Raw genomic sequence first — 18,891 nt, forward strand, 5'->3', positions numbered from 1 at the left:
CTCAGAACAGCGGCAGCCGATCTGCCCGGTAGCGTGGCCGCGGCGTGAAGCCGGCGGTCAGCAGCGAGGGCATCATCACCTTGCCGGCACGGTGGGCGCGGGCGAAAGCCCGCAGTTGGGTGTGAAGCGGGGTGGAAGGATCGTCGTCAGGCAGCGTATCCGGCACGTCCATCCGGCTCACCAGTTCGCTCGCCAGGCGCGCGAAGCCCAGGTGCAGGTCGAGGCGCTGCAGGTGGCTTTCCATGAAGCGCAGGAATTCGACCAGCACCATCAGGCCGAGCAGGGCCGTGGTCACGTACAGCGGCAGCAGGCTGGGCGCGGCCACTGCTTCGCCGCTGGCGAGCACCAGCCGGTTGAGGCCGAAACTTGCACCGAGCACCGATACCAGTAATACCGCACTGCGGCCGAAGAGCCTTCGGCGCCGTTCCGCTTCGCGCGCCTGCATGCGCTGCAGCAGGTCGGTCAGGGTGAGGTATTCGTCTTCGCTGCCGTTGAACCAGGCGGGGCGGGCAGCCGCCGGAGTGGCTCGATGGTGCATGATGAAGCCTCCTTTTTTTGTTGCGCGGGAAATCTTCTTGTCATTCGAAAAACCGGCTTTATAAGGGTATTCATAGCACCCCAAAATGGGCAGTCAAGAAGGTCTGAATGCGAACGGCATCATGCCGTGACAATTTCCACATCCGCGCGGACCGTCTCGCCGGCGAGCTGTGAGAACCCCGGCTTCGCCGCGCTGCGCATCGTTGCAAAAAATCGGGGGAGCGCGCTCCCCAGCCGGCGGCTTCCCCGGCACAATGCCGGGCTTGCCGAATCCGGCCCTTATCCGCGCTATCCCTGATGCACTACGAATTGCTCGTTGGCCTGCGCTACACCCGCTCGCGTAAGCGCGCGCAGGGGCGTAACCGCTTCATCTCGTTCATCTCGCTGGTGTCCATGCTCGGCATCGCGCTTGGCGTGGCGGCGCTGATCGTCGTGCTGTCGGTGATGAACGGCTTCCAGGAGGAACTGCGCACCCGCATCCTCGGCGTCGCGTCGCATGTGCTGGTGCAGGGCGTGGAGGGCGAACTCGCTTCCTGGCAGCAGGTGGCGGAAGATGCGGCACGCCATCCCGCCGTCAAGGCCGCCGCGCCCTTCGTGCAGGAGCAGGGCATGCTTTCGTTCGACGAGGTGGTGCGCGGCACGCTGGTGCGCGGGGTGATTCCCGCCACCGAGGACAAGGTGGCCGACTTCGGCCGCTACATGAAGGCGGGCGCGCTGGAAGCGCTGGCGCCGGGCCGCTTCGGCATTGTGCTCGGTCGCGATCTCGCGCTGAGCCTGCGCGTGCAACTGGGCGACAAGGTGACGCTGATCGCGCCGCAGGGGCTGGTGACGCCCGCTGCGGTGCTGCCGCGGGTCAAGCAGTTCGAGGTGGTAGGCATTTTCGAGGCCGGCATGTACGAGTACGACTCCGGCCTGGCGCTGGTGCACATCGCCGATGCGCAGGCGCTCTACCGCATGGGCGACGCGGTCACCGGCGTGCGCCTGAAGCTCGACGACCTGTTCGCCGCGCCGCGGGTGGCGCGCGAACTGGCGGGCATGCTGGAAGCGCCGAACGCCTTCGTTACCGACTGGACCCGGAGCCACGCCAACTTCTTCCGCGCCGTCGCGCTGGAGAAGACCATGATGACGCTGATCCTCTTCCTCATCGTCGGCGTCGCGGCCTTCAACATCGTTTCCACGCTGGTGATGGCGGTGCAGGAAAAGTACGCCGACATCGCCATCCTGCGCACGCTGGGCGCAAGCCCCGGCTCGATCATGGCGATCTTCGTGCTGCAGGGATCCATCATCGGCCTCGTCGGTCTGCTGGCGGGCGTGGCAGGCGGACTGGCGATCGCGCACAACCTCGACGTGGTGATCCCCGCGCTGGAGGCCGTTACCGGTGCCACGCTGTGGAACAAGGAAATCTATTACATCAACGAACTGCCCTCGAAGGTGCTGATGAGCGACGTGGTCACCATCCTCACGGTCTCGTTCTCGCTGACGCTGCTCGCCGCGCTCTACCCGAGCTGGCGGGCGTCCAAGGTGAATCCGGCGGAGGCCCTGCGCTATGAGTGACACCACGCTGACGACGGTGCTGGCCTGCGAAGGCCTGCAGAAGCAGTTTCGGGAAGGGGCGGACGCGGTCCGTGTGCTCGGCGGCGGCAATGGCGGCCCGGCGGGCGTGAGCCTCGCGGTCGAGCGCGGGGAACGCGTCGCGATCGTCGGCGCTTCGGGTTCGGGCAAGAGCACCCTGTTGCACCTGCTGGGCGGGCTGGACATTCCCACCGCCGGCACCGTGAAGCTGATGGGACAGGACTTCTCCCGCCTCTCGGATGCCGCGCGCGGCGCGCTGCGCAACGAGGCGCTCGGCTTCGTGTATCAGTTCCATCATCTGCTGCCGGAATTCTCGGCACTCGAAAACGTGGCGATGCCGCTCTACATCCGGCGCATGTCAAAGGCGGAGGCGGACGCCCAGGCGGCGGAGATGCTGCGCGAAGTGGGGCTGGCGCACCGGCTCGATCACGCGCCCGGCGAGCTTTCCGGCGGCGAGCGCCAGCGCGCTGCGATTGCGCGTGCGCTGGTCACCCGGCCCGCCTGCGTGCTGGCCGACGAGCCGACCGGCAACCTCGACCGCCGCACCGCGGAGGCGGTGTTCGAACTGATGCTGTCGCTCAACGAGCGCCACGCCACCAGCTTCGTGATCGTCACCCACGACGAGGCGCTCGCGCGGCGCGCCCAGCGCACCTTGCGGCTGCAGGACGGCGTACTGGTTTAGTCGTGCGTGCGGCGGCGCGCCGCGCGCCGCCGCCAGTGGCGGATCAGCCACCAGCGCCAGCCGGCCTTGACCCCCATGTAGCCCGCCACCGACAGGATGGCGGCGAGCAGTACCAGGCCGAGCGCGAGGGGCTTGCCCAGCGCCACCATCCAGTCGCCCAGCGCGGAAATCCAGGTGCCGATGCCCATGCCCGCCAGCTCTGGCGGGGCGGCGAAGGCGTGCTCGCCCCCCATGACCCAGGCGCCGAGGTTGAAAGCGAGGATGTAGAGCGGCACCAGCGTGAGCGGGTTGGTGTACAGCGTGGTCAGCAACGCCAGCGGCAGGTTCACCCGCAGCAGCACGCATAGCAGCGCCGCTGCCGGCATCTGGAACGGCCCGGGAATCAGCCCGCAGAACAGGCCCACCGCCACCGCGCCGGCGGCGGAGTGGCGGTTGAGGTGCCACAGGCGAGGGTGCAGCAGCGAGTTCGCGAACGGCCGCAGCCAGCGGTTCTCGCTCACCGTGTCGTGCTTCGGCAGGAATTGCTTGAGTATCTTGCGCATGGATTTGCCCCGATTCTAGCCCAGCGCGGGCGCCGCCCACGCTTGCCTCGTTGTTCATCCCGTTGGCATGATCGCGGATTATGCGAATGTCAATTTTCATGTTTGCGCTCGGAACCGCGGCGCTGCAGCTTCAACCCGAACTGCCGACGGCCGTCACAGTGGTTTGGGTGGCCGCAGCGCTTGCCGCCGCGGTGGGCCTGGCGGCAGTGCTGCGCGGCAGAGGGCGCGCCGCCCGCCTGAGCCTGATGGCGGCCGCCGCACTCGCCGGCTTCATCGGCGCCGCGCTGCGCGCCGACGACCGCCTGGCGGACGTCTTGCCGATGGCGTGGGAAGGGCGGGACGTGCCGATGGTGGGGGTGATCGACGACCTGCCGCAGTCCTTTGGCGAAGGGGTGCGTTTCACGCTCGCGGTTGAGTCCGCCGAGGGGCCGGTGCCGTCGCGGGTGCAGGTGTCGTGGTATCGGGGCCGCGACGACGACAGCCCGCTGCCGCGGCTTCTCCCGGGCGAACGCTGGGCATTCACACTGCGGCTGAAGCGGCCGCACGGATTCGTGAATCCGGCGGGATTCGATTACGAAGCCTGGCTGCTGGAGCGCGGCGTGCGCGCGACCGGCTACGTGCGGGCGCAGCCCGCGCCACGCCGCCTGCACGAAGACGCCGGCGGGTGGATGACCAGGGTGCATCGCGTGCGTGCCGCGGTTCGCGACCGCTTTCTCGCGGCGCTGGGAGAGGCGCCCTACGCCGGCATCCTGGTTGCGCTTGCGGTGGGCGACCAGCGCGCAATTCCGGCCGAGCAGTGGGAGGTCTTCCGGCGCACCGGCATCGCCCACCTGGTGTCGATTTCCGGCATGCACATCTCCTTGATCGCGCTGCTCGCCGGCGGCCTCGTCAATCTGTTGTGGCGGCGTGTACCGGCGCTGGTGTTGCGCTTGCCGGCACGCAAGGCGGGCGTGCTCGCCGGCCTCGCGGCGGCCTTGGGCTATGGTCTGCTTGCGGGCATGGGCATCCCTGTGCAGCGCGCGGCGATCATGCTCAGCATGGCCGCCATCGCGCTGATGCTCGGGCGCGAGGTGGCGCCCAGCCGGGTGCTTGCGCTCGCGGTGCTGGGCGTGCTGCTGGTCGACCCGTGGGCGGTGCTGGCTGCCGGGTTCTGGCTGTCGTTCGGGGCGGTCGGGGCGATCCTCGTGCTCGCCGGCGGGCGGATCGGTCCGGCGGCGCGCTGGAGCGCGGCGGTGCGCCTCCAGCTTGGCATCACGCTGGCCACCGTACCGCTGCTGGTGGCGCTGTTCCATTCGTTTCCGCTGGTTTCCCCGCTGGCCAATGCGGTGGCGATTCCGCTCGTCAGTTTCGTCGTCACGCCCCTGGCCCTGCTGGCGATGGTCCTGCCGTGGGACCTGCTGCTGGAGGCCGCGCATTGGGTGACGGCCCGCGTGATGGACTGGTCGGTGCTGCTCGCCGATCTTCCCTTCGCGCTGTGGCGTCAGGCGGCCGCGCCGGGCTGGGCGCTCGCGGCGGGCGCGGTGGGCGCCTGGATGTGGCTGTTGCCGCGCCCGCTGCCGGGGCGTGCCGGCGCGCTGCTGATGGTGGGGCTGCTGCTCGGATGGCAGCCGCCGCGCCCCGCGCCCGGCAGCTTTCGCGCGACGGTGCTCGACGTCGGCAACGGCTTGGCAGTGCACGTGCAGACGGCTACCCACGATCTGCTCTACGACGCCGGGCCGCCCTATGGTCCCTTGTCGGACGCCGGCGAGCGCGTCGTGCTGCCGTATCTGGCAGCGAATGGCGTGGCGCGGCTCGATGCGCTGGTGCTGTCGCACGACGACGCGGATCATTCCGGTGGCGCCGGCAGCGTACTGGAGTCGATCGCGGTGGACGAGGTCCTGGCGGGCGAGGGCGCCGGTTTTGTGCCGGCCGCCGGGGTGCCGGCGCGGGCCTGCGCTGCCGGCGAACAGTGGGCCTGGGACGACGTGGGTTTCCAGGTTCTCCATCCCGTCGCGGGGCGCGGACCGGCGCGGCGCAACAACGACGACTCCTGCGTGCTGCGGATCGCTGCCGGAGGCGGCTCGCTGCTGTTGGTGGGTGACATCGAGCAGCGCGCCGAGGCGGGGCTGGTCAGGGGTGATGCCGCGGTGCTTGCCAGCTCGGTCATCGTCGTCGCCCACCACGGCAGCCGCAGTTCGTCGTCTCCCGCCTTCGTCGACGCCGTGCTGCCGGAGGCCGCGGTGTTCTCGGTCGGCTACCGCAACATGTTCGGCCACCCCCACCCGATGGTGTGGGCACGCTGGGCCGAGGCCGGCGCCCGCAACTGGCGCACCGACAGCCAGGGTGCCATCGCCATCGAGGTCGACGGATCGGGCGTCACCGTGAACGCCGCGCGCGAATCCGCCCCGCGCTACTGGCATGGACGCTAGCCGAAGGTCATGCCGCGAACGCGGTGCTAGACTCGCAACCGTCATCGACCCGTCCGCCGCGAGCCGCCATGAGCCTGCTGTCCGCACTGCGCCGCCTGTTCCAACCCGCCCCGGTCAGCGGTCGCGATTACGGTCTGCGCGAACGCTCGGTGCAGTGCATCGGCCCCCACGGCCTGCACCGTATGGCCTACACCGAATGGGGGGACCCGCGTAACCCGCGGGTGGTGATCTGCGCGCACGGTCTCACCCGCAACGGCCGCGATTTCGACGACCTCGCGCGCGTGCTGGCGCGTGACTACCGCGTCGTCTGTCCCGATGTGGTCGGCCGCGGCCGCAGCGACTGGCTGGGCGTGAAGGCGGACTACGGCTTTCCGCTCTATGTCGCCGACATGGTCACGCTGATCGCGCGTCTCGACGTGCCGCAGGTGCATTGGGTGGGCACCTCGATGGGCGGCCTCATCGGCATGCTGATCGCCAGCCAGCCGCACAGCCCGATCACCCGGCTGGTGCTCAACGACGTCGGTCCGGTGATCACCGCCGCCTCTCTGCGCCGGATCGGGCAGTACGTGGGCAGCGCGCCGCGCTTTCCGACGATGGCCGCAGCCGAGGCCTACATCCGCGAGGTGAGCGCACCCTTCGGTCCGCTGACCGACGCGCAGTGGCAGCACCTCACGCGGTTTTCGGTGCGCCCGGTCGAGGGCGGCTTCGCGATGATTTACGACCCGGGCATCGGCGAGGTCTTCCGCCAGACGCCGCTGCTGGTCGACGTGGACCTGTGGACGGTCTACGACCACGTGCGCTGTCCCACCCTGGCCTTGCGCGGCGCCGAGTCCGACCTGCTGGAGGCGTCGACCCTGCAGGCCATGGGCGAACGCGGCCCGCGCGCCCGCACCGTGGAATTCCCGGGCGTCGGTCATGCGCCCATGCTGATGGCCGAGGATCAGATCGCGGTGGTACGCGACTTCCTGCGCGAAGGCTGAAGGACGCTGGTGCCGGCATGCACCAGCGGACCGAAATCAGTACCGCTTTATGCACCGTCATGGTGCATTCTGTTGTCAAAAACCATGTCGCGCTTGAGGGAAGCGTGTCATGACAGGCTGGCATGCTTTTCGCTGACCGGTAGCGAAACGATTCAACACCAGAAAAGGCGGGCGCAACGCCATGACCATCAAGAACTTCTACAACGAAATGACCGACGATGCCGGTCGGGTGCGGCCGCACTACGCGTCCTACGCCGCGTGGCTGTCCGAGATGCCAGAGGAGAGGCTGGCACAGAAGCGGGCAGAGGCGGATGCGCTGTTCCACCGTTACGGCATCACCTTCGCGGTCTATGGCGAGGGGGCGGGCACCGAGCGGCTGATTCCCTTCGACATCATCCCGCGCATCATCCCGGCGCATGAATGGGGTGATCTCGCGGCGGGCCTGAAGCAGCGCGTGAAGGCGCTGAACCTGTTCATCCACGACATCTATCACAAGCAGGACATCCTCAAGGCCGGCAAGATTCCGGCCGAGCAGGTGCTCAACAATGCCCAGTACCGCAAGGTGATGCAGGGTGTCGATGTGCCGCGCGACATCTACGCCCATATCGCCGGCGTGGACATCGTGCGTGCCGGCGCGGGCGAGTTCTACGTGCTGGAAGACAACCTGCGCGTGCCCTCGGGCGTGTCCTACATGCTCGAGAACCGCAAGATGATGATGCGGCTCTTCCCGCGGCTGTTCTCGCGCTACCGCGTCGCCCCGGTGGACCGCTACCCCGACATGCTGCTCAACACGCTGCGCAGCGTGGCGCCGGTGGGCGTCACCGATCCCACCGTTGTGGTGTTGACGCCGGGCGCCTACAACAGCGCGTATTTCGAACACGCCTTCCTCGCCCAGCAGATGGGGGTGGAACTGGTCGAAGGCCAGGACATGTTCGTCAAGGACGACCAGGTCTACATGCGCACCACGCAGGGGCCGCAGCGGGTGGACGTGATCTACCGCCGGGTGGACGACGACTTCCTCGATCCGCAGGCTTTCCGCTCCGATTCCGTGCTCGGCGTGCCAGGCATCCTCAAGGCCTACCAGGCCGGCCGCGTGACGCTGTCGAACGCGATCGGCAGTGGCGTGGCGGACGACAAGTCCATCTACCCGTACGTGCCCGAGATGATCCGCTTCTACCTCGGCGAAGAACCGATCCTGCACAACGTACCGACCTACATGTGCCGCAAGAAGGACGATCTGGCCTATGTGCTGGATCACCTGGCCGAGTTGGTGGTGAAGGAAGTGCACGGCGCCGGCGGCTACGGGATGCTGGTCGGCCCCGCGTCGACCCGGGCGGAGATCGAGGCTTTCCGCGAAGTGCTGGTGAAGTACCCGGAGCGTTACATCGCCCAGCCCACGCTGGCGCTGTCGGCTTGCCCGACGTTTGTGGACGCCGGCATCGCGCCGCGCCACATCGACCTGCGGCCCTTCGTGCTGTCGGGCGAGGACATCCAGTTGATCCCGGGCGGGCTCACGCGCGTTGCGCTGCGCGAGGGTTCGCTGGTGGTCAATTCGTCGCAGGGCGGCGGCACCAAGGACACCTGGGTGCTGGAAGCCTGATCGGGGATCAAGGGGAAAACAACATGCTGAGCCGTACTGCCGATCACCTCTACTGGATGGCCCGTTACATGGAGCGGGCCGAAAACATCGCCCGCGTCCTCGATGTCAATCACCGCATGTCGATGATGCCGCAGTCGAAGGCGCAGGAAGAGCAGGCCTGGGGCGCCACGCTGCGCATCATGGGTCTGGAGGGCGCCTTCCACCACCGCCACGCGGAGATCACCCCGGACAACGTGCTGGAGTTCATGATCTTCGACCCGGAGAACCTCTCCAGCATCCGCAACTGCCTGCGCGCGGCGCGCGAGAACGCCCACGCGGTGCGCGGCACGCTGACCTCCGAGCTGTGGGAGACCACCAACGGCACCTGGTTGAAGATGCGTGACTTCACGCCCGAGCAATTCGCCGACGTCGGTGCGAGCGAGTTCTTCGAGTGGGTGAAGTACCGCTCGCACCTGTCGCGCGGCGTCACCATCGGCACCATGCTGCAGGACGAGTCGCTGCGCTTCATCCGTATCGGCACTTTCCTGGAACGCGCCGACAACACCGCGCGCATCCTCGACGTGAAGTACCAGCTGCTGTTGCCGGCCGGCGAGGTTGAGGGGGGGGCCGCGGACTACTACCAATGGAGCGCGCTGCTGCGCTCGGTGTCCGCCTTCGAGGTGTACCGCAAGGTGTACCGCGACCTGATCACCCCCGCGCGTGTCGCCGAACTGCTGCTGCTGCGCGCCGACATGCCGCGTTCGCTCGCGCGCTGCATGAAGGAGGTGTATTCCAACCTGCAGCGCGTCTCCAATGCCCAGTCCAGGGAAACCGAGCGCCAGGCTGGCGAGCTGGAAGCGCAGCTGCGCTTCTCGCGGGTTGAGGACATCGTGCGCGGCGGGCTGCACAACTACGTCACCCGCCTGCTGGCGCGCGTGCAGGAACTCGGCAACCGCATCGCGGACGACTTCCTGGTGCCGGTGTCGTAAGACGCCCGGTAGCGAGGCGCCGTTGAATCCGGGCTGGGGGCTTTGCCTACCAGCCCGGATTCAGTTTACGGGCGGTCGCGATCTCCTCGCGGATGGTCCGGTAGTGCTCGAAGCGCCGGGGATGGATTTCGCCGCGTTCGACCGCGGCGAGCAGCGCGCACCCGGGTTCGGCTTCGTGGCGACAGTCGCGGAAGCGGCAGTGCCCGAGCAGCGGGCGGAATTCGATGAAGCTCTCGGCCAGACTCTCGGGCGTCAGATGGGCGAGCCCGAAGGCCTGCAGGCCGGGGCTGTCGATCAGCCAGCCTTCGAGGCCGAGTGCATACAGCCGGGCGAAGGTGGTGGTGTGCTTGCCGGTGTCGAGCGCGGTGGAGATCTCCCGCGTGACCGCGCGCGCTTCCGGTACGAGGGCGTTGGTGAGGGTGGATTTGCCCATCCCCGACTGGCCGACGAGGATGCTGCGGCGGTCGAACAGACGGTCGCGCAGCGTCGCGGGATCGCCGAGCGCGTTCGTCTCGACGATTTCGTAGCCGAGCGCCGCGAAGGGGGCCAGCTGTGCGCGCGCGCTTTCCAGCCGCGATGCAAGATCGGCCTTGTTCAGCACGATCAGCGGCACGATGTCCTGATGTTCCGCCGCGGCGATACAGCGCGATACCAGCAGATCCGAGAAGCCCGGTTCGGTGGCGACGACGATGACGACGTGGCTGAGATTGGCCGCGATCAGCTTTTCGCGAAAGGCGTCCGAGCGCCACAGCAGGTTACGACGCGGCTGCAGCTGCTCGATGACGCCCTGGCCGTCGCCGCCGGGCAGGACCTCGACCTCGTCACCGCAGGCGAACACGCTTTTCTTGCCGCGCGGATAGCACTGGATGCGGCCCTCGGCCGTCTCCACCTCGTAGTGCCGCCCGAACGCGGCGGTAATGGTGCCCGGCGTGGTGGCAGCGGCGTTGCTGCGGGTGCGTGCCGCGGGTTTGCCCACCTCAGCGACCCTGCGCCTGCAGCCGCAGGATGCGGACCGCCGCCGGCGGGTGCGAATCGAATACGCTCGAATACAGCGGATCGGGTGTCAGCGTGGCGGCGTTGTCGCGGTACAGCTTGACCAGCGCGGCGACCAGGTGGCCGGCGCTCGCCTGCCGGGCAGCGTAGCGGTCGGCCTCGAATTCGTGCGTGCGCGACCAGTGGCTGGCGAGTGGCACGAACGGAAAGCTGAAGGCCGGCAGCACCAGGGAGAACAGCGCCAGGGCCATCGCGGTGCCAGCGCTGTTCACGCCCAGGCCGGCGTAGAACCAGTCTGTCTGCATCAACCCGCCGAGCAGCGCGAACAGCGCGAGCGCGGCGGGGGCGAGCACCGCCAGCCGCTTGAAGATGTGATGGTGGCGGAAGTGACCGAGTTCGTGCGCGAGCACCGCTTCGACCTCTTCGGGCTGCAGCTTGGCGAGCAGCGTGTCGAAGAACACGATGCGCTTGGAGGCCCCAAAGCCGGTGAAGTAGGCATTGCCGTGCGCCGAGCGCCGCGAGCCGTCCATCACGAACAGGCCTTTCGACTGGAAGCCGCAACGGGCGAGCAGGGCTTCGACGCGCGCCTTGAGCGCCTCGTCCGCAAGCGGCGTGAAGGTGTTGAACAGCGGCGCGATGAAGGTGGGCCATACCAGCAGCACCAGCAGGTTGAAGGCCATCCATACCGCCCACACCCACAGCCACCACAGCGCGCCCATCGCGCCCATCAACCACAGTACGCCGCCCAGCAGGGGCAACCCGATCAACGCGGCGAGGGCGGTGCTCTTGATCGTGTCGGCAACGAACAGCGCGGGCGTCATGCGGTTGAAGCCGAAGCGCTTCTCGACGACGAAGGTGCGATAGAGGCCGAAGGGCAGTTCGACCACCCAGCCGACGACGGCGAGCGAGGCGAGCAGCGCGGTGCCGTGCGCAATGCCCCCCGCATCGAAAAGCCGCGCCCAGGTGTCGTGGATGGCCTGCAGTCCGCCACCCAGCGTCAATACCAGTGCAAGCAGTGCGCCGGTGACGGTGTCGGCCAGCGCCAGGCGCATCCGGGCGCAGGTGTAGTCGGCGGCGCGGCGGTGGCTGTCGAGGCTGATGTCCTGCGCGAAGGCGGCGGGCACCTCGTCGCGGCGTGCGCGTACATGGCGGATCTGGCGCAACATCAGGCCGCCGCGCGCAAGCACGCCAAGCAGCAGGAAGGTGACGAAAAGCAGGGAGAAGGCGTCGGCGGTCATCCGGGCGGGTGAGGGCGAAGTTGGAAGGGGCTGCGAAGGGCGGAAACCGGAGCGGAGCGGCCGCGAGGCGACGCGCACTTGCCCGGGAACCGCCGCGGATGGCGGGGCGGGCTGCCGCTGCGGTTCTGTGACACAATCGGCCCCTTCATTGTTTCGCTGAAAATCGCTGAAAAGGCCGAAAGATTATGGCACAGGACCCCAACCACCTGATATGGCTCGACATGGAGATGACCGGGCTGGAGCCCGACCGCGACCGCATCATCGAGATCGCGCTGGTCATCACCGATAGTCAGCTCAACACGATCGCGGAAGCGCCGGTCATCGCGGTGCATCAGCCGGAATCCGTCCTGGACGCGATGGACGACTGGAACAAGAACACCCACGGCAAATCGGGCCTGATCGACCGGGTGCGGGCGTCGACCGTGTCCGAGGCCGAGGCCGAGGCGCGGATGCTGGCCTTCCTGCAGGAGTGGGTGCCGGCGCGTACCTCGCCGATGTGCGGCAACTCGATCTGTCAGGATCGTCGCTTCCTGGCGCGGTACATGCCGGCTTTCGAAGCGTGGTTCCACTACCGCAACCTGGATGTTTCGACGCTGAAGGAGCTTGCGAAGCGCTGGCGTCCGGAGGTGTACAAGGGCGTGGACAAGAAGGGCAAGCACGAGGCGCTCGCCGACATCCACGAGTCGATCGGCGAACTCCGCCACTACCGCGACAATTTCCTGCGGCTTGCCTGACCTCTCCCGCTGTCGAACCGCCCCTCAGCGGGCGCGGTTCGAGGCCCTGAGGGCCGCTGCGGCGGCCATCAGGCCGGCGGTCGAAGCATCGCACTCGGCGCTGCCACCTTGCGCCAGCGCCCGCGCCATTTCCTTGCCGAGTTCCACGCCGTACTGGTCGAAGCTGTTGATGCCCCAGATCCAGCCCTGGACGAATACCTTGTGTTCGTACAACGCAAGCAGCGCGCCGAGGTGATAGGCGTCGAGTTGCGGCAGCAGGATCGTCGTGCTGGGCTGGTTGCCGGGACACACGAGATGAGGGGCGAGGCGCTCCACCTCGTCGGGCGTCATCCCCTTGGCCGCAAGTGCCGCCGTGGCGGTGGCGAGGTCACGCCCGTTCATCAGCGCGGCGGCCTGTGCGAACGCGTTGTCCACCAGCCCGCGCTGGCGCGGATCGTCGTCACCCACCGGCACGATGAAGTCCATCGGGATGGTGCGCGTGCCCTGGTAGAAAAGCTGGTGGAACGCGTGCTGGCCCACCGTGCCTACGCCACCCCATACCACCGGCGAGGTCTGCACCGCGCTGGCTTCTCCGTTGCGCAGCGTCCGCTTGCCGTTGCTTTCCATTTCGAGCTGCTGCAGCCACATCGCGAAGTTGCGCAGGCCGTGGGCGTAGGGCAGCACCGCCAAGGTCTCGAGGCCGAGAAAGTCGGTATTCCATAGCCCGACCAGCCCCATCAGCACCGGTAGGTTGTCGGCGAGCGGGGCTTTAAGGAAGTGCTGGTCCAGGTCGCGACCGCCGGCGAGGAAAGCGTCGAAGCCGGCTTCGCCAAAGGCGATCAGCAGCGGCAGACCGATGGCCGACCACACCGAGTACCGGCCGCCTACCCATTCCGGCAGCGGAAACACCCGCTCCGGCGGAATGCCGAAGGCGGCGGCGCTGGCGGTTGCATTGCTGACGGCCGCGAAATGGACGGCGAGGGCGTCGTCCGACACCCGGGCCGGCAGCGTGGAGGCCAGCCAGGCACGGGCGGCAGTGGCGTTGGAGAGCGTTTCGGCAGTGCCGAAGCTCTTCGACGAGACGATGAAAAGTGTGCGCTCCGGATCCACGCCGGCGAGCGCTTCGTCCAGGTCGCGCGGGTCGATGTTGGCCACGAAATCCACCTTGACCGGCCGGTGGGTGTGCGCCAGGGCCTCGAACACCATGCGCGGGCCGAGGTCCGAGCCGCCGATGCCGAGGTTGATGACATGGTTGATCGACTTGCCGGTTGCGCCCTTGATGCCGCCTTCGCGCAGCGCGCGCGCGAAACTGCGCGCCTCGCGGAAATAGCGCGTGACATCTTCGCCGCCTGGTGCGGGGCAACTGCCGCGGAGCGCCATGTGCAGCGCGGCGCGACCTTCGGTGAAGTTCATCTGCGCGGCCCCGAACAGCCCGGCGATGCCGTCCTGAAGGCCGGCGGCCGAGGCGAGTTCGAGCAGGTCGGCAAGCGTCGCGGCGTCAAGGCGCTGCTTGGAGAAATCGACCGTAAGACCGCAAACGCTGCGCGAAAGGCGCTGGAAGCGGCCGGCGTCGGTGTCGAACAGCGTGCGCACGCGGGTCGCGCCCAGGCGCGCCGCGTGTTGCTCGAGAGAGGACCAGACCGGAAGACGCTGAGGAGGAGTAAAGGTGTCGGTCACGATGACTGGCGGCGATAGAGCCGGAAGATTTCGAGTTGCTTTCCGCCACCCCGGCGGTACTCCCAGATTGTATGCCATTCAGGCGCAGGCGCCTGCGCGCCGGGGCGGCGCTCCTCGTAGATGAGTAACAACCTGCAACTCGTGCTGTTGCCGCGGATCGGCATCGTCCGTATGCCAGCGTAGTAGTCGAGGGAGCTGCGCACCGCATCGGGCAGGCCGGTCGTCGCGATGCAGTCTTCCGGATGGCGTTCGAGTGCGGCGGCGAGCGCACGCGCCGCTGGGCGATAGCTGCGCCCGTAATCGAACCAGGGCATCAGCAGCACCACCGCGACGCACCACAGCATCGTCATGCCCAGCGCCCAGGCGGCCGGGCCGCGCGACGTGCTGCGAGGCAGTTGCCACACCAGGGCGATCCACGCCAGGCAGATGCTCCCGGCGAGGACGGCCTGACCCAGGCCGCCGTGCAGCACGAAGTTGGGCATCACCTTCGCAACGTGACGCGCCAGCCCCGGCGGCCAGGCGAAGACCTGGGCGGTCCAGGCGATCCAGACCAGCACCGCGAACACGGCGAAAGTCATGACCGCGAACCAGTCGAACGCGTTGGCCGCGCCGCGCCGCAGGGTGGGCGCACCGCCGGCGGCCAGCAGCGCGACCGCCGGGATCAAGGGAAGCGCTGCGGTTGGCGAGACGTCGCCGGTGGCATAGAGCAGGCCGACAGTCAGCAGCAGCGACAGCAGCGGCAGCATCCACTGCAGCGCGGTGATACGACGGCGGCCTCGCCACAGGCCCCATAGCGCGATCGGCCACAAGGGCCAGACGAACCAACCGATCAGCTCGAGCAGCCGCCCTGTCTCGTCGAGGGAGAGCGGTCCTTCCGAGAGCTGGCGCCATTCCTCGCGCAGCCACAGCGAAAGCAACTCCGGCGCGACGATATGTACCGCGACCGGCCACAGCGCGCCCAGCCCGAGTGCGAGCGACAGGCCCGCCACCAGCCCGCCGCTGCTGCGCGGGTCGCGGCAGTCGGGGCTGGCGGCGATCGCGAGCGGAAACAGCGGGATGGTCAGAATGGCGCCCGGCAGTCCGCCCGCCAGCACCGCGAGGGCGGCGCCGGCGCCGGCTTGCAGGCCGCCGGCGAGCGGTTCGCGCGGCACGCGCGCGAGGCCGGCCAGCACCAGGGCCAGCATCGCCATCAGCGCGATCATGGGCTGGGTTTCGTGTGCGTGCAGTACCAGGCCGAGCGAGCCGAGCGTGAGCATGGCCGCCGGGGTGCGCGCCGGGCGGCCGTGCAGGCGTTCGGCAGCGCGAGCGATCCAGTAGATCGCGAGGGCGGTAAACAGCGCGCTGGCGAGCCGGGCGCCGTCGTGTAATGGCAGTACCAGCTTGAAGGCCCACGCCAGGGCGGCGGCGGTCCAGTAGTACAGCGGCGGGAAGTCGGCGAAGGGTTCGCCGGCGATGTGCGGGAACAGCCAGCCTTCGCCCTGAAGGATCGCGTGGATGGGACCGAAGTAGCGCGCATCGTCTCCGCGCCAGGGGTCGTGTCCGGTCAGGCCGACGAGCAGGTAGAGCAGGACCAGCACACTGAGGCCGAGCGTGCCGTAGATGCGTCGCTTCAGCAGGGATGTTTCGGACACGTCGCTTGTCATGCTTGTTCTGGTTGGGCGTGAGCTGGTGTGCACGGCCCCCGTTTGGCGCGGGTGCCGCGGCTGAAAACGGGGGCTTCGGGGGCTGGATTTTAGCGGTGCCCGCCGCGGGCGACGATGCGCCCGCGCAACAAAAAAGGCAGCCGTGGCTGCCTTTTCTGCAAATGAACCGGCGGCGCGAGGCTCGCCGGCGGGCGGATCAGCCCAGGCGCTGCACGTTGCCGTACTTCTGGCGGAAGCGTTCGACACGGCCGGCGGTATCGACGATCTTCTGCTTGCCGGTGTAGAACGGGTGGCAGGCGGCGCACACTTCGACGTGCAGTTCCGGCTTGCCGAGCGTGGAGCGGGTGGTGAAGACGTGGCCGCAGGAGCAGGTGACGTTCACTTCCGCGTACTTCGGATGGATATCGGCTTTCATGGTTCGGTCCTTGGTACGAGCGGGCGGTGAATGTGGCCGCCCTGATGTGGAAAACACGGGATTATCCGCGAGTCGGCGCGCTACCGCAAGGTTGCTGGCGCTGGCCGCGGAGCGATGCACTACAATCGCGCGTTTTCCCGTTCCCGGAAGCCCCGATCTTGCGTCTGCTGCTTGCCCCGATGGAAGGCCTGCTCGATGACGTGTTGCGCGCCGTGCTGACGCGCGACACGCGCTACGACTGCGCGGTCACCGAGTTCGTGCGGGTGTCGGGCGTAATGCTGCCGCCGCGGACCTACCGGCGGATCGCGCCCGAGCTGGACAACGGCAGCCGCACCGTGGGTGGCACCCCGCTGCGGGTGCAACTGCTCGGTTCCGATCCTGCCCTGCTGGCCGCGAACGCCGCGGTGCTGGCGCGCCTGGCGCCCACCGCGGTGGATCTGAACTTCGGCTGTCCGGCCCCCACCGTCAACCGTCATCGCGGTGGCGCGGCGCTGCTGGACGAGCCCGAACTGCTGCACGAGATCGCCCGCAGCGTGCGCGCCGCGCTGCCGCCCGAAATGCCGCTGACCGCGAAGATGCGGTTGGGCATCGCCGATGCCGGGCGCGCGCTCGACTGTGCCCGCGCCCTGGCCGATGGCGGGATTGCCGAACTCGTGGTGCATGCGCGTACCAAGCAGCAGGGCTACCGGCCGCCGGCGCACTGGGAGTGGGTGGGCCGCATCGCCAGCGAAGTGCGGGTGCCGGTGGTGGCCAACGGCGAGGTCTGGAGCGCGGCCGACTGGCGGCGCTGCCGCGCGGTGTCCGGCGTGGCCGACGTGATGCTCGGGCGCGGCGCGGTGGCCGATCCCTTCCTCGCGGGGCGGATCCGGCGCGGCGAACTGGAAACGCCGGAGCCGGCCGTCCGCGCCGAGGAATGGGCCGCGGTGCTGGATCTGCTGGGCGATTTTCGCGTGCGGGTCCGGGCCAAGCTGCGGGCGGCGTTCGTGCCGGGGCGGATCAAGCAGTGGCTCAACCTCCTGCGGCGCAGCTATCCGCAGGCCGAAAGCCTGTTTGCCGAAATCCGTGCCCTGCGCCATCTGGCGGAAATCGACCCGGTACTGGCCGCGCACGGCGTGCCGATGGCGGCCGCGCTGCGCGCTGCCTGATGCCGCCTCTGTCCCGAGCACTGCATTCATGAGCTACGCCAATTCCCGCATTCCAGAAAGCGCGCAGACCGGCGTGCACGAGAATCTCGCCCGCCTGGTGGATCGCCACCGGACGGAGCCGTTCCGCAAGCCCTATGCCGACTACAACCGCGCCGCGCTCGAGGCGGCGCTGGCCGGCTGGGACCGGCGCGCACCGCTGATCCTCGACGCCGGCTGCGGCGTGGGCCACAGCACCATCCAGATCGCGCGCGCCTTTCCCGATCACTGGGTGATCGGTGTCGACCAGTCGGAGGACCGGCTGACGCGCAAGAAGCCCTATCCGGAGGCGCTGATGCCGCGCAACCTGGTTTTCGTGCGCGCCGATCTGGTCGATTTCTGGCGCCTCCTTGCCGACGCGGGGCTGCGGCTCGCGCGTCACTACATCCTGTACCCCAACCCCTGGCCCAAGATCGGCCACCTTGCACGCCGTTGGCATGCCCACCCGGTATTTCCGTGGATACCGCGGCTGGGCGGCGTGCTGGAGTGCCGCAGCAACTGGCAGGTCTATATTGAAGAGTTCGCCTTCGCGCTCGGCCGCAACCTCGGGCGGCACGTGGCATGGGAGCCCTTCGACGCCCCCTCGCCGCTGACGCCCTTCGAGCGCAAGTACCGCGACTCCGGCCAAGCGCTGTATCGCTGCGTCGTCGAGCTGGGGGATGAACCCGTTTCTGGAGAATCCCGATGAGTACCGCTGCAGACCAAGCTCACCTGATGAGCGATGAAGACTTCGAAGCGCTGGAGGAAATGCTGACCTCGGACATGGTGCCGGAGGACTGCATGGACCTGGAGATGCTGGACGGCTTTCTCGCCGGCGTGCTCGCCAGCCCGGTGCCGATTGCCACCGCCAACTGGCTGCCGGCGGTGTGGTCGGCGCATGCCGACGAGATCAGCTTCGGCTCCGGCAGCGGCGCGCAGCGCGCCATCCGGCTGGTGCTGTCCTACTACAACGAGCTGGTCACCACGATCGGCGACGAAGAGGAGGGCTGGGAGCCGTTCTGCTTCGCGATCGCCGAGGGCGACAGCCTGAAGCTGGCCGAGGAGTGGATGGCCGGCTTCGCCCAGGGGCTGGAACTGTGGCCGCAGGATTGGGAAAAGACGCTGCCGGCAGCAGAGGCGGAAGCGCTGCGGGCGGAACTCGACGCCATCCTCGCGCCGTGGGGCGCGGACGAGGCTGCGGCTGCCGGTGACGAAGAGCGGCTGCGCTGGCTGGAAGAGGCGGGCGAGCGCGTCTCCGACATCGTCGCCCACTGGCGCGAGCTGGAACTGGCGATGCCGACGCCCGTGGCGGTGGAGCTGCCGTCGCAGCCCAAGCCTGCCGGCCCAGGTCGCAACGAACCCTGTCCCTGCGGCAGCGGGAAAAAGTACAAGAAGTGCCACGGCGCCGATGCGTGAGGATCATTGCACCCGCTGCGGCGCCTGCTGCGCGGCCTTCCGCGTCGATTTTCACTGCGCGGAACTCGTCGGCGGCGGCATGAGCCTGGGCGCCGAGGGCGTGCCGGTGGACATGACGGTGCCGGTCACCGCCACGCTGGTGCGGATGCGCGGCACGGATGACGCGTCGCCGCGCTGCATCGCGCTGGCGGGCGACATCGGCCGTTCGGTGCGCTGCACGATCTACCCCGAGCGCCCCTCGCCCTGTCGCGACTTCGCGCCCTACGCGGCGCTGGGGATGGCCGAGGACGCGTGCACCCGTGCGCGCGCCCGTTACGGCCTGCCTTCTCTCGAACCCTGATTTGCCC

Annotated in this window: 18 protein-coding genes; 11 read left to right on the forward strand and 7 right to left on the reverse strand. The window is 68.5% G+C overall.

The features are described from left to right. Position 1 precedes the first annotated feature (1 nt). A complete protein-coding gene (locus tag dqs_RS08015) occupies positions 2 to 538 on the reverse strand; it encodes a hypothetical protein (RefSeq protein WP_065340143.1) in 537 nt (178 codons plus the stop codon). A gap of 296 nt (positions 539 to 834) precedes the next feature. Between dqs_RS08015 and dqs_RS08020 the strand changes: the two genes are divergently transcribed. Together dqs_RS08020 and lolD are read left to right on the forward strand one after the other, a co-directional pair. Beyond that, entirely contained in the window at positions 835 to 2,091 is a 1,257-nt protein-coding gene (locus tag dqs_RS08020; RefSeq protein WP_011765242.1) for a lipoprotein-releasing ABC transporter permease subunit, read from the forward strand. Next, on the forward strand, positions 2,084 to 2,791 hold the full coding sequence (gene lolD / locus dqs_RS08025) for a lipoprotein-releasing ABC transporter ATP-binding protein LolD (protein WP_011765243.1): 708 nt from the start codon (positions 2,084 to 2,086) through the stop codon (positions 2,789 to 2,791). The genes dqs_RS08020 and lolD overlap by 8 nt, the downstream gene beginning before the upstream one ends. Here the strand turns inward: lolD and dqs_RS08030 are convergent. Then, positions 2,788 to 3,333, reverse strand: coding sequence for a DUF2062 domain-containing protein (locus tag dqs_RS08030; protein WP_065340144.1), 546 nt, complete (start codon positions 3,331 to 3,333; stop codon positions 2,788 to 2,790). The genes lolD and dqs_RS08030 overlap by 4 nt on opposite strands. An 86-nt stretch (positions 3,334 to 3,419) precedes the next feature. Between dqs_RS08030 and dqs_RS08035 the strand changes: the two genes are divergently transcribed. From dqs_RS08035 to dqs_RS08050, 4 genes are all read left to right on the forward strand, one after another. Beyond that, on the forward strand, positions 3,420 to 5,741 hold the full coding sequence (locus dqs_RS08035) for a DNA internalization-related competence protein ComEC/Rec2 (RefSeq protein ID WP_335622088.1): 2,322 nt from the start codon (positions 3,420 to 3,422) through the stop codon (positions 5,739 to 5,741). 68 nt (positions 5,742 to 5,809) lie between these two features. Further along, positions 5,810 to 6,721, forward strand: coding sequence for an alpha/beta fold hydrolase (locus dqs_RS08040; protein ID WP_065340146.1), 912 nt, complete (start codon positions 5,810 to 5,812; stop codon positions 6,719 to 6,721). Positions 6,722 to 6,902: 181 nt separating this feature from the next. Further along, the gene (locus tag dqs_RS08045) at positions 6,903 to 8,321 is read left to right on the forward strand and encodes a circularly permuted type 2 ATP-grasp protein (RefSeq protein WP_179948019.1); all 1,419 of its coding nucleotides are present in this window, start codon (positions 6,903 to 6,905) and stop codon (positions 8,319 to 8,321) included. 23 nt (positions 8,322 to 8,344) lie between these two features. Beyond that, a complete protein-coding gene (locus tag dqs_RS08050) occupies positions 8,345 to 9,289 on the forward strand; it encodes an alpha-E domain-containing protein (RefSeq protein ID WP_011765248.1) in 945 nt (314 codons plus the stop codon). Positions 9,290 to 9,335: 46 nt separating this feature from the next. Here dqs_RS08050 and rsgA read toward each other — a convergent pair whose 3' ends face one another. Together rsgA and dqs_RS08060 are read right to left on the reverse strand one after the other, a co-directional pair. After that, complete coding sequence (rsgA, locus tag dqs_RS08055) at positions 9,336 to 10,265, reverse strand: ribosome small subunit-dependent GTPase A (protein WP_011765249.1); 930 nt, start codon at positions 10,263 to 10,265, stop codon at positions 9,336 to 9,338. A gap of 1 nt (position 10,266) precedes the next feature. Next, the gene (locus dqs_RS08060) at positions 10,267 to 11,520 is read right to left on the reverse strand and encodes a M48 family metallopeptidase (protein ID WP_065340147.1); all 1,254 of its coding nucleotides are present in this window, start codon (positions 11,518 to 11,520) and stop codon (positions 10,267 to 10,269) included. 185 nt (positions 11,521 to 11,705) lie between these two features. Here dqs_RS08060 and orn point away from each other — a divergent pair, with 185 nt between their 5' ends. Continuing rightward, entirely contained in the window at positions 11,706 to 12,254 is a 549-nt protein-coding gene (gene orn, locus dqs_RS08065) for an oligoribonuclease (RefSeq protein WP_011765251.1), read from the forward strand. Between the two features lie 24 nt (positions 12,255 to 12,278). Here the strand turns inward: orn and pgi are convergent, their stop codons facing one another. The 3 genes from pgi to rpmE form a co-directional block, all read right to left on the reverse strand. Further along, on the reverse strand, positions 12,279 to 13,910 hold the full coding sequence (gene pgi / locus dqs_RS08070) for a glucose-6-phosphate isomerase (RefSeq protein ID WP_065340148.1): 1,632 nt from the start codon (positions 13,908 to 13,910) through the stop codon (positions 12,279 to 12,281). After that, on the reverse strand, positions 13,907 to 15,553 hold the full coding sequence (locus tag dqs_RS08075) for an ArnT family glycosyltransferase (protein ID WP_065340149.1): 1,647 nt from the start codon (positions 15,551 to 15,553) through the stop codon (positions 13,907 to 13,909). The genes pgi and dqs_RS08075 overlap by 4 nt, the downstream gene beginning before the upstream one ends. A 196-nt stretch (positions 15,554 to 15,749) precedes the next feature. Continuing rightward, complete coding sequence (gene rpmE, locus dqs_RS08080; RefSeq protein ID WP_011765254.1) at positions 15,750 to 15,968, reverse strand: 50S ribosomal protein L31; 219 nt, start codon at positions 15,966 to 15,968, stop codon at positions 15,750 to 15,752. Positions 15,969 to 16,126: 158 nt separating this feature from the next. On the opposite strand from rpmE, the gene dqs_RS08085 reads away from it, so the two are divergent. Genes dqs_RS08085 through dqs_RS08100 form a run of 4 tightly spaced genes read left to right on the forward strand, consistent with a single transcriptional unit; the run spans position 16,127 to position 18,884 of the window. After that, a complete protein-coding gene (locus dqs_RS08085; protein ID WP_179948020.1) occupies positions 16,127 to 17,113 on the forward strand; it encodes a tRNA dihydrouridine synthase in 987 nt (328 codons plus the stop codon). A gap of 28 nt (positions 17,114 to 17,141) precedes the next feature. Beyond that, a complete protein-coding gene (gene trmB, locus dqs_RS08090; RefSeq protein WP_065340151.1) occupies positions 17,142 to 17,837 on the forward strand; it encodes a tRNA (guanine(46)-N(7))-methyltransferase TrmB in 696 nt (231 codons plus the stop codon). Further along, positions 17,834 to 18,544 carry a UPF0149 family protein gene (locus dqs_RS08095; protein WP_065340152.1) on the forward strand — a complete coding sequence of 237 codons (711 nt, stop codon included), beginning with the start codon at positions 17,834 to 17,836 and terminating at the stop codon, positions 18,542 to 18,544. Before trmB ends, dqs_RS08095 begins: the two co-directional genes overlap by 4 nt. Next, entirely contained in the window at positions 18,537 to 18,884 is a 348-nt protein-coding gene (locus tag dqs_RS08100; protein WP_011765258.1) for a YkgJ family cysteine cluster protein, read from the forward strand. Before dqs_RS08095 ends, dqs_RS08100 begins: the two co-directional genes overlap by 8 nt. The last annotated feature ends 7 nt before the right edge of the window (positions 18,885 to 18,891 follow it).

It is taken from the genome of Azoarcus olearius (assembly GCF_001682385.1).
Classification (GTDB): Bacteria; Pseudomonadota; Gammaproteobacteria; order Burkholderiales; family Rhodocyclaceae; genus Azoarcus; species Azoarcus olearius.

Bases quoted from the DNA above. Each gene is read 5' to 3' on its own strand.
- dqs_RS08015 (WP_065340143.1), bottom strand. From the start codon at position 538: ATGCACCATCGAGCCACTCCGGCGGCTGCCCGCCCCGCCTGGTTCAAC.
- dqs_RS08020 (WP_011765242.1), top strand. From the start codon at position 835: ATGCACTACGAATTGCTCGTTGGCCTGCGCTACACCCGCTCGCGTAAG.
- lolD (WP_011765243.1), top strand. From the start codon at position 2,084: ATGAGTGACACCACGCTGACGACGGTGCTGGCCTGCGAAGGCCTGCAG.
- dqs_RS08030 (WP_065340144.1), bottom strand. From the start codon at position 3,333: ATGCGCAAGATACTCAAGCAATTCCTGCCGAAGCACGACACGGTGAGC.
- dqs_RS08035 (WP_335622088.1), top strand. From the start codon at position 3,420: ATGTCAATTTTCATGTTTGCGCTCGGAACCGCGGCGCTGCAGCTTCAA.
- dqs_RS08040 (WP_065340146.1), top strand. From the start codon at position 5,810: ATGAGCCTGCTGTCCGCACTGCGCCGCCTGTTCCAACCCGCCCCGGTC.
- dqs_RS08045 (WP_179948019.1), top strand. From the start codon at position 6,903: ATGACCATCAAGAACTTCTACAACGAAATGACCGACGATGCCGGTCGG.
- dqs_RS08050 (WP_011765248.1), top strand. From the start codon at position 8,345: ATGCTGAGCCGTACTGCCGATCACCTCTACTGGATGGCCCGTTACATG.
- dqs_RS08060 (WP_065340147.1), bottom strand. From the start codon at position 11,520: ATGACCGCCGACGCCTTCTCCCTGCTTTTCGTCACCTTCCTGCTGCTT.
- orn (WP_011765251.1), top strand. From the start codon at position 11,706: ATGGCACAGGACCCCAACCACCTGATATGGCTCGACATGGAGATGACC.
- dqs_RS08075 (WP_065340149.1), bottom strand. From the start codon at position 15,553: ATGACAAGCGACGTGTCCGAAACATCCCTGCTGAAGCGACGCATCTAC.
- rpmE (WP_011765254.1), bottom strand. From the start codon at position 15,968: ATGAAAGCCGATATCCATCCGAAGTACGCGGAAGTGAACGTCACCTGC.
- trmB (WP_065340151.1), top strand. From the start codon at position 17,142: ATGAGCTACGCCAATTCCCGCATTCCAGAAAGCGCGCAGACCGGCGTG.
- dqs_RS08095 (WP_065340152.1), top strand. From the start codon at position 17,834: ATGAGTACCGCTGCAGACCAAGCTCACCTGATGAGCGATGAAGACTTC.
- dqs_RS08100 (WP_011765258.1), top strand. From the start codon at position 18,537: ATGCGTGAGGATCATTGCACCCGCTGCGGCGCCTGCTGCGCGGCCTTC.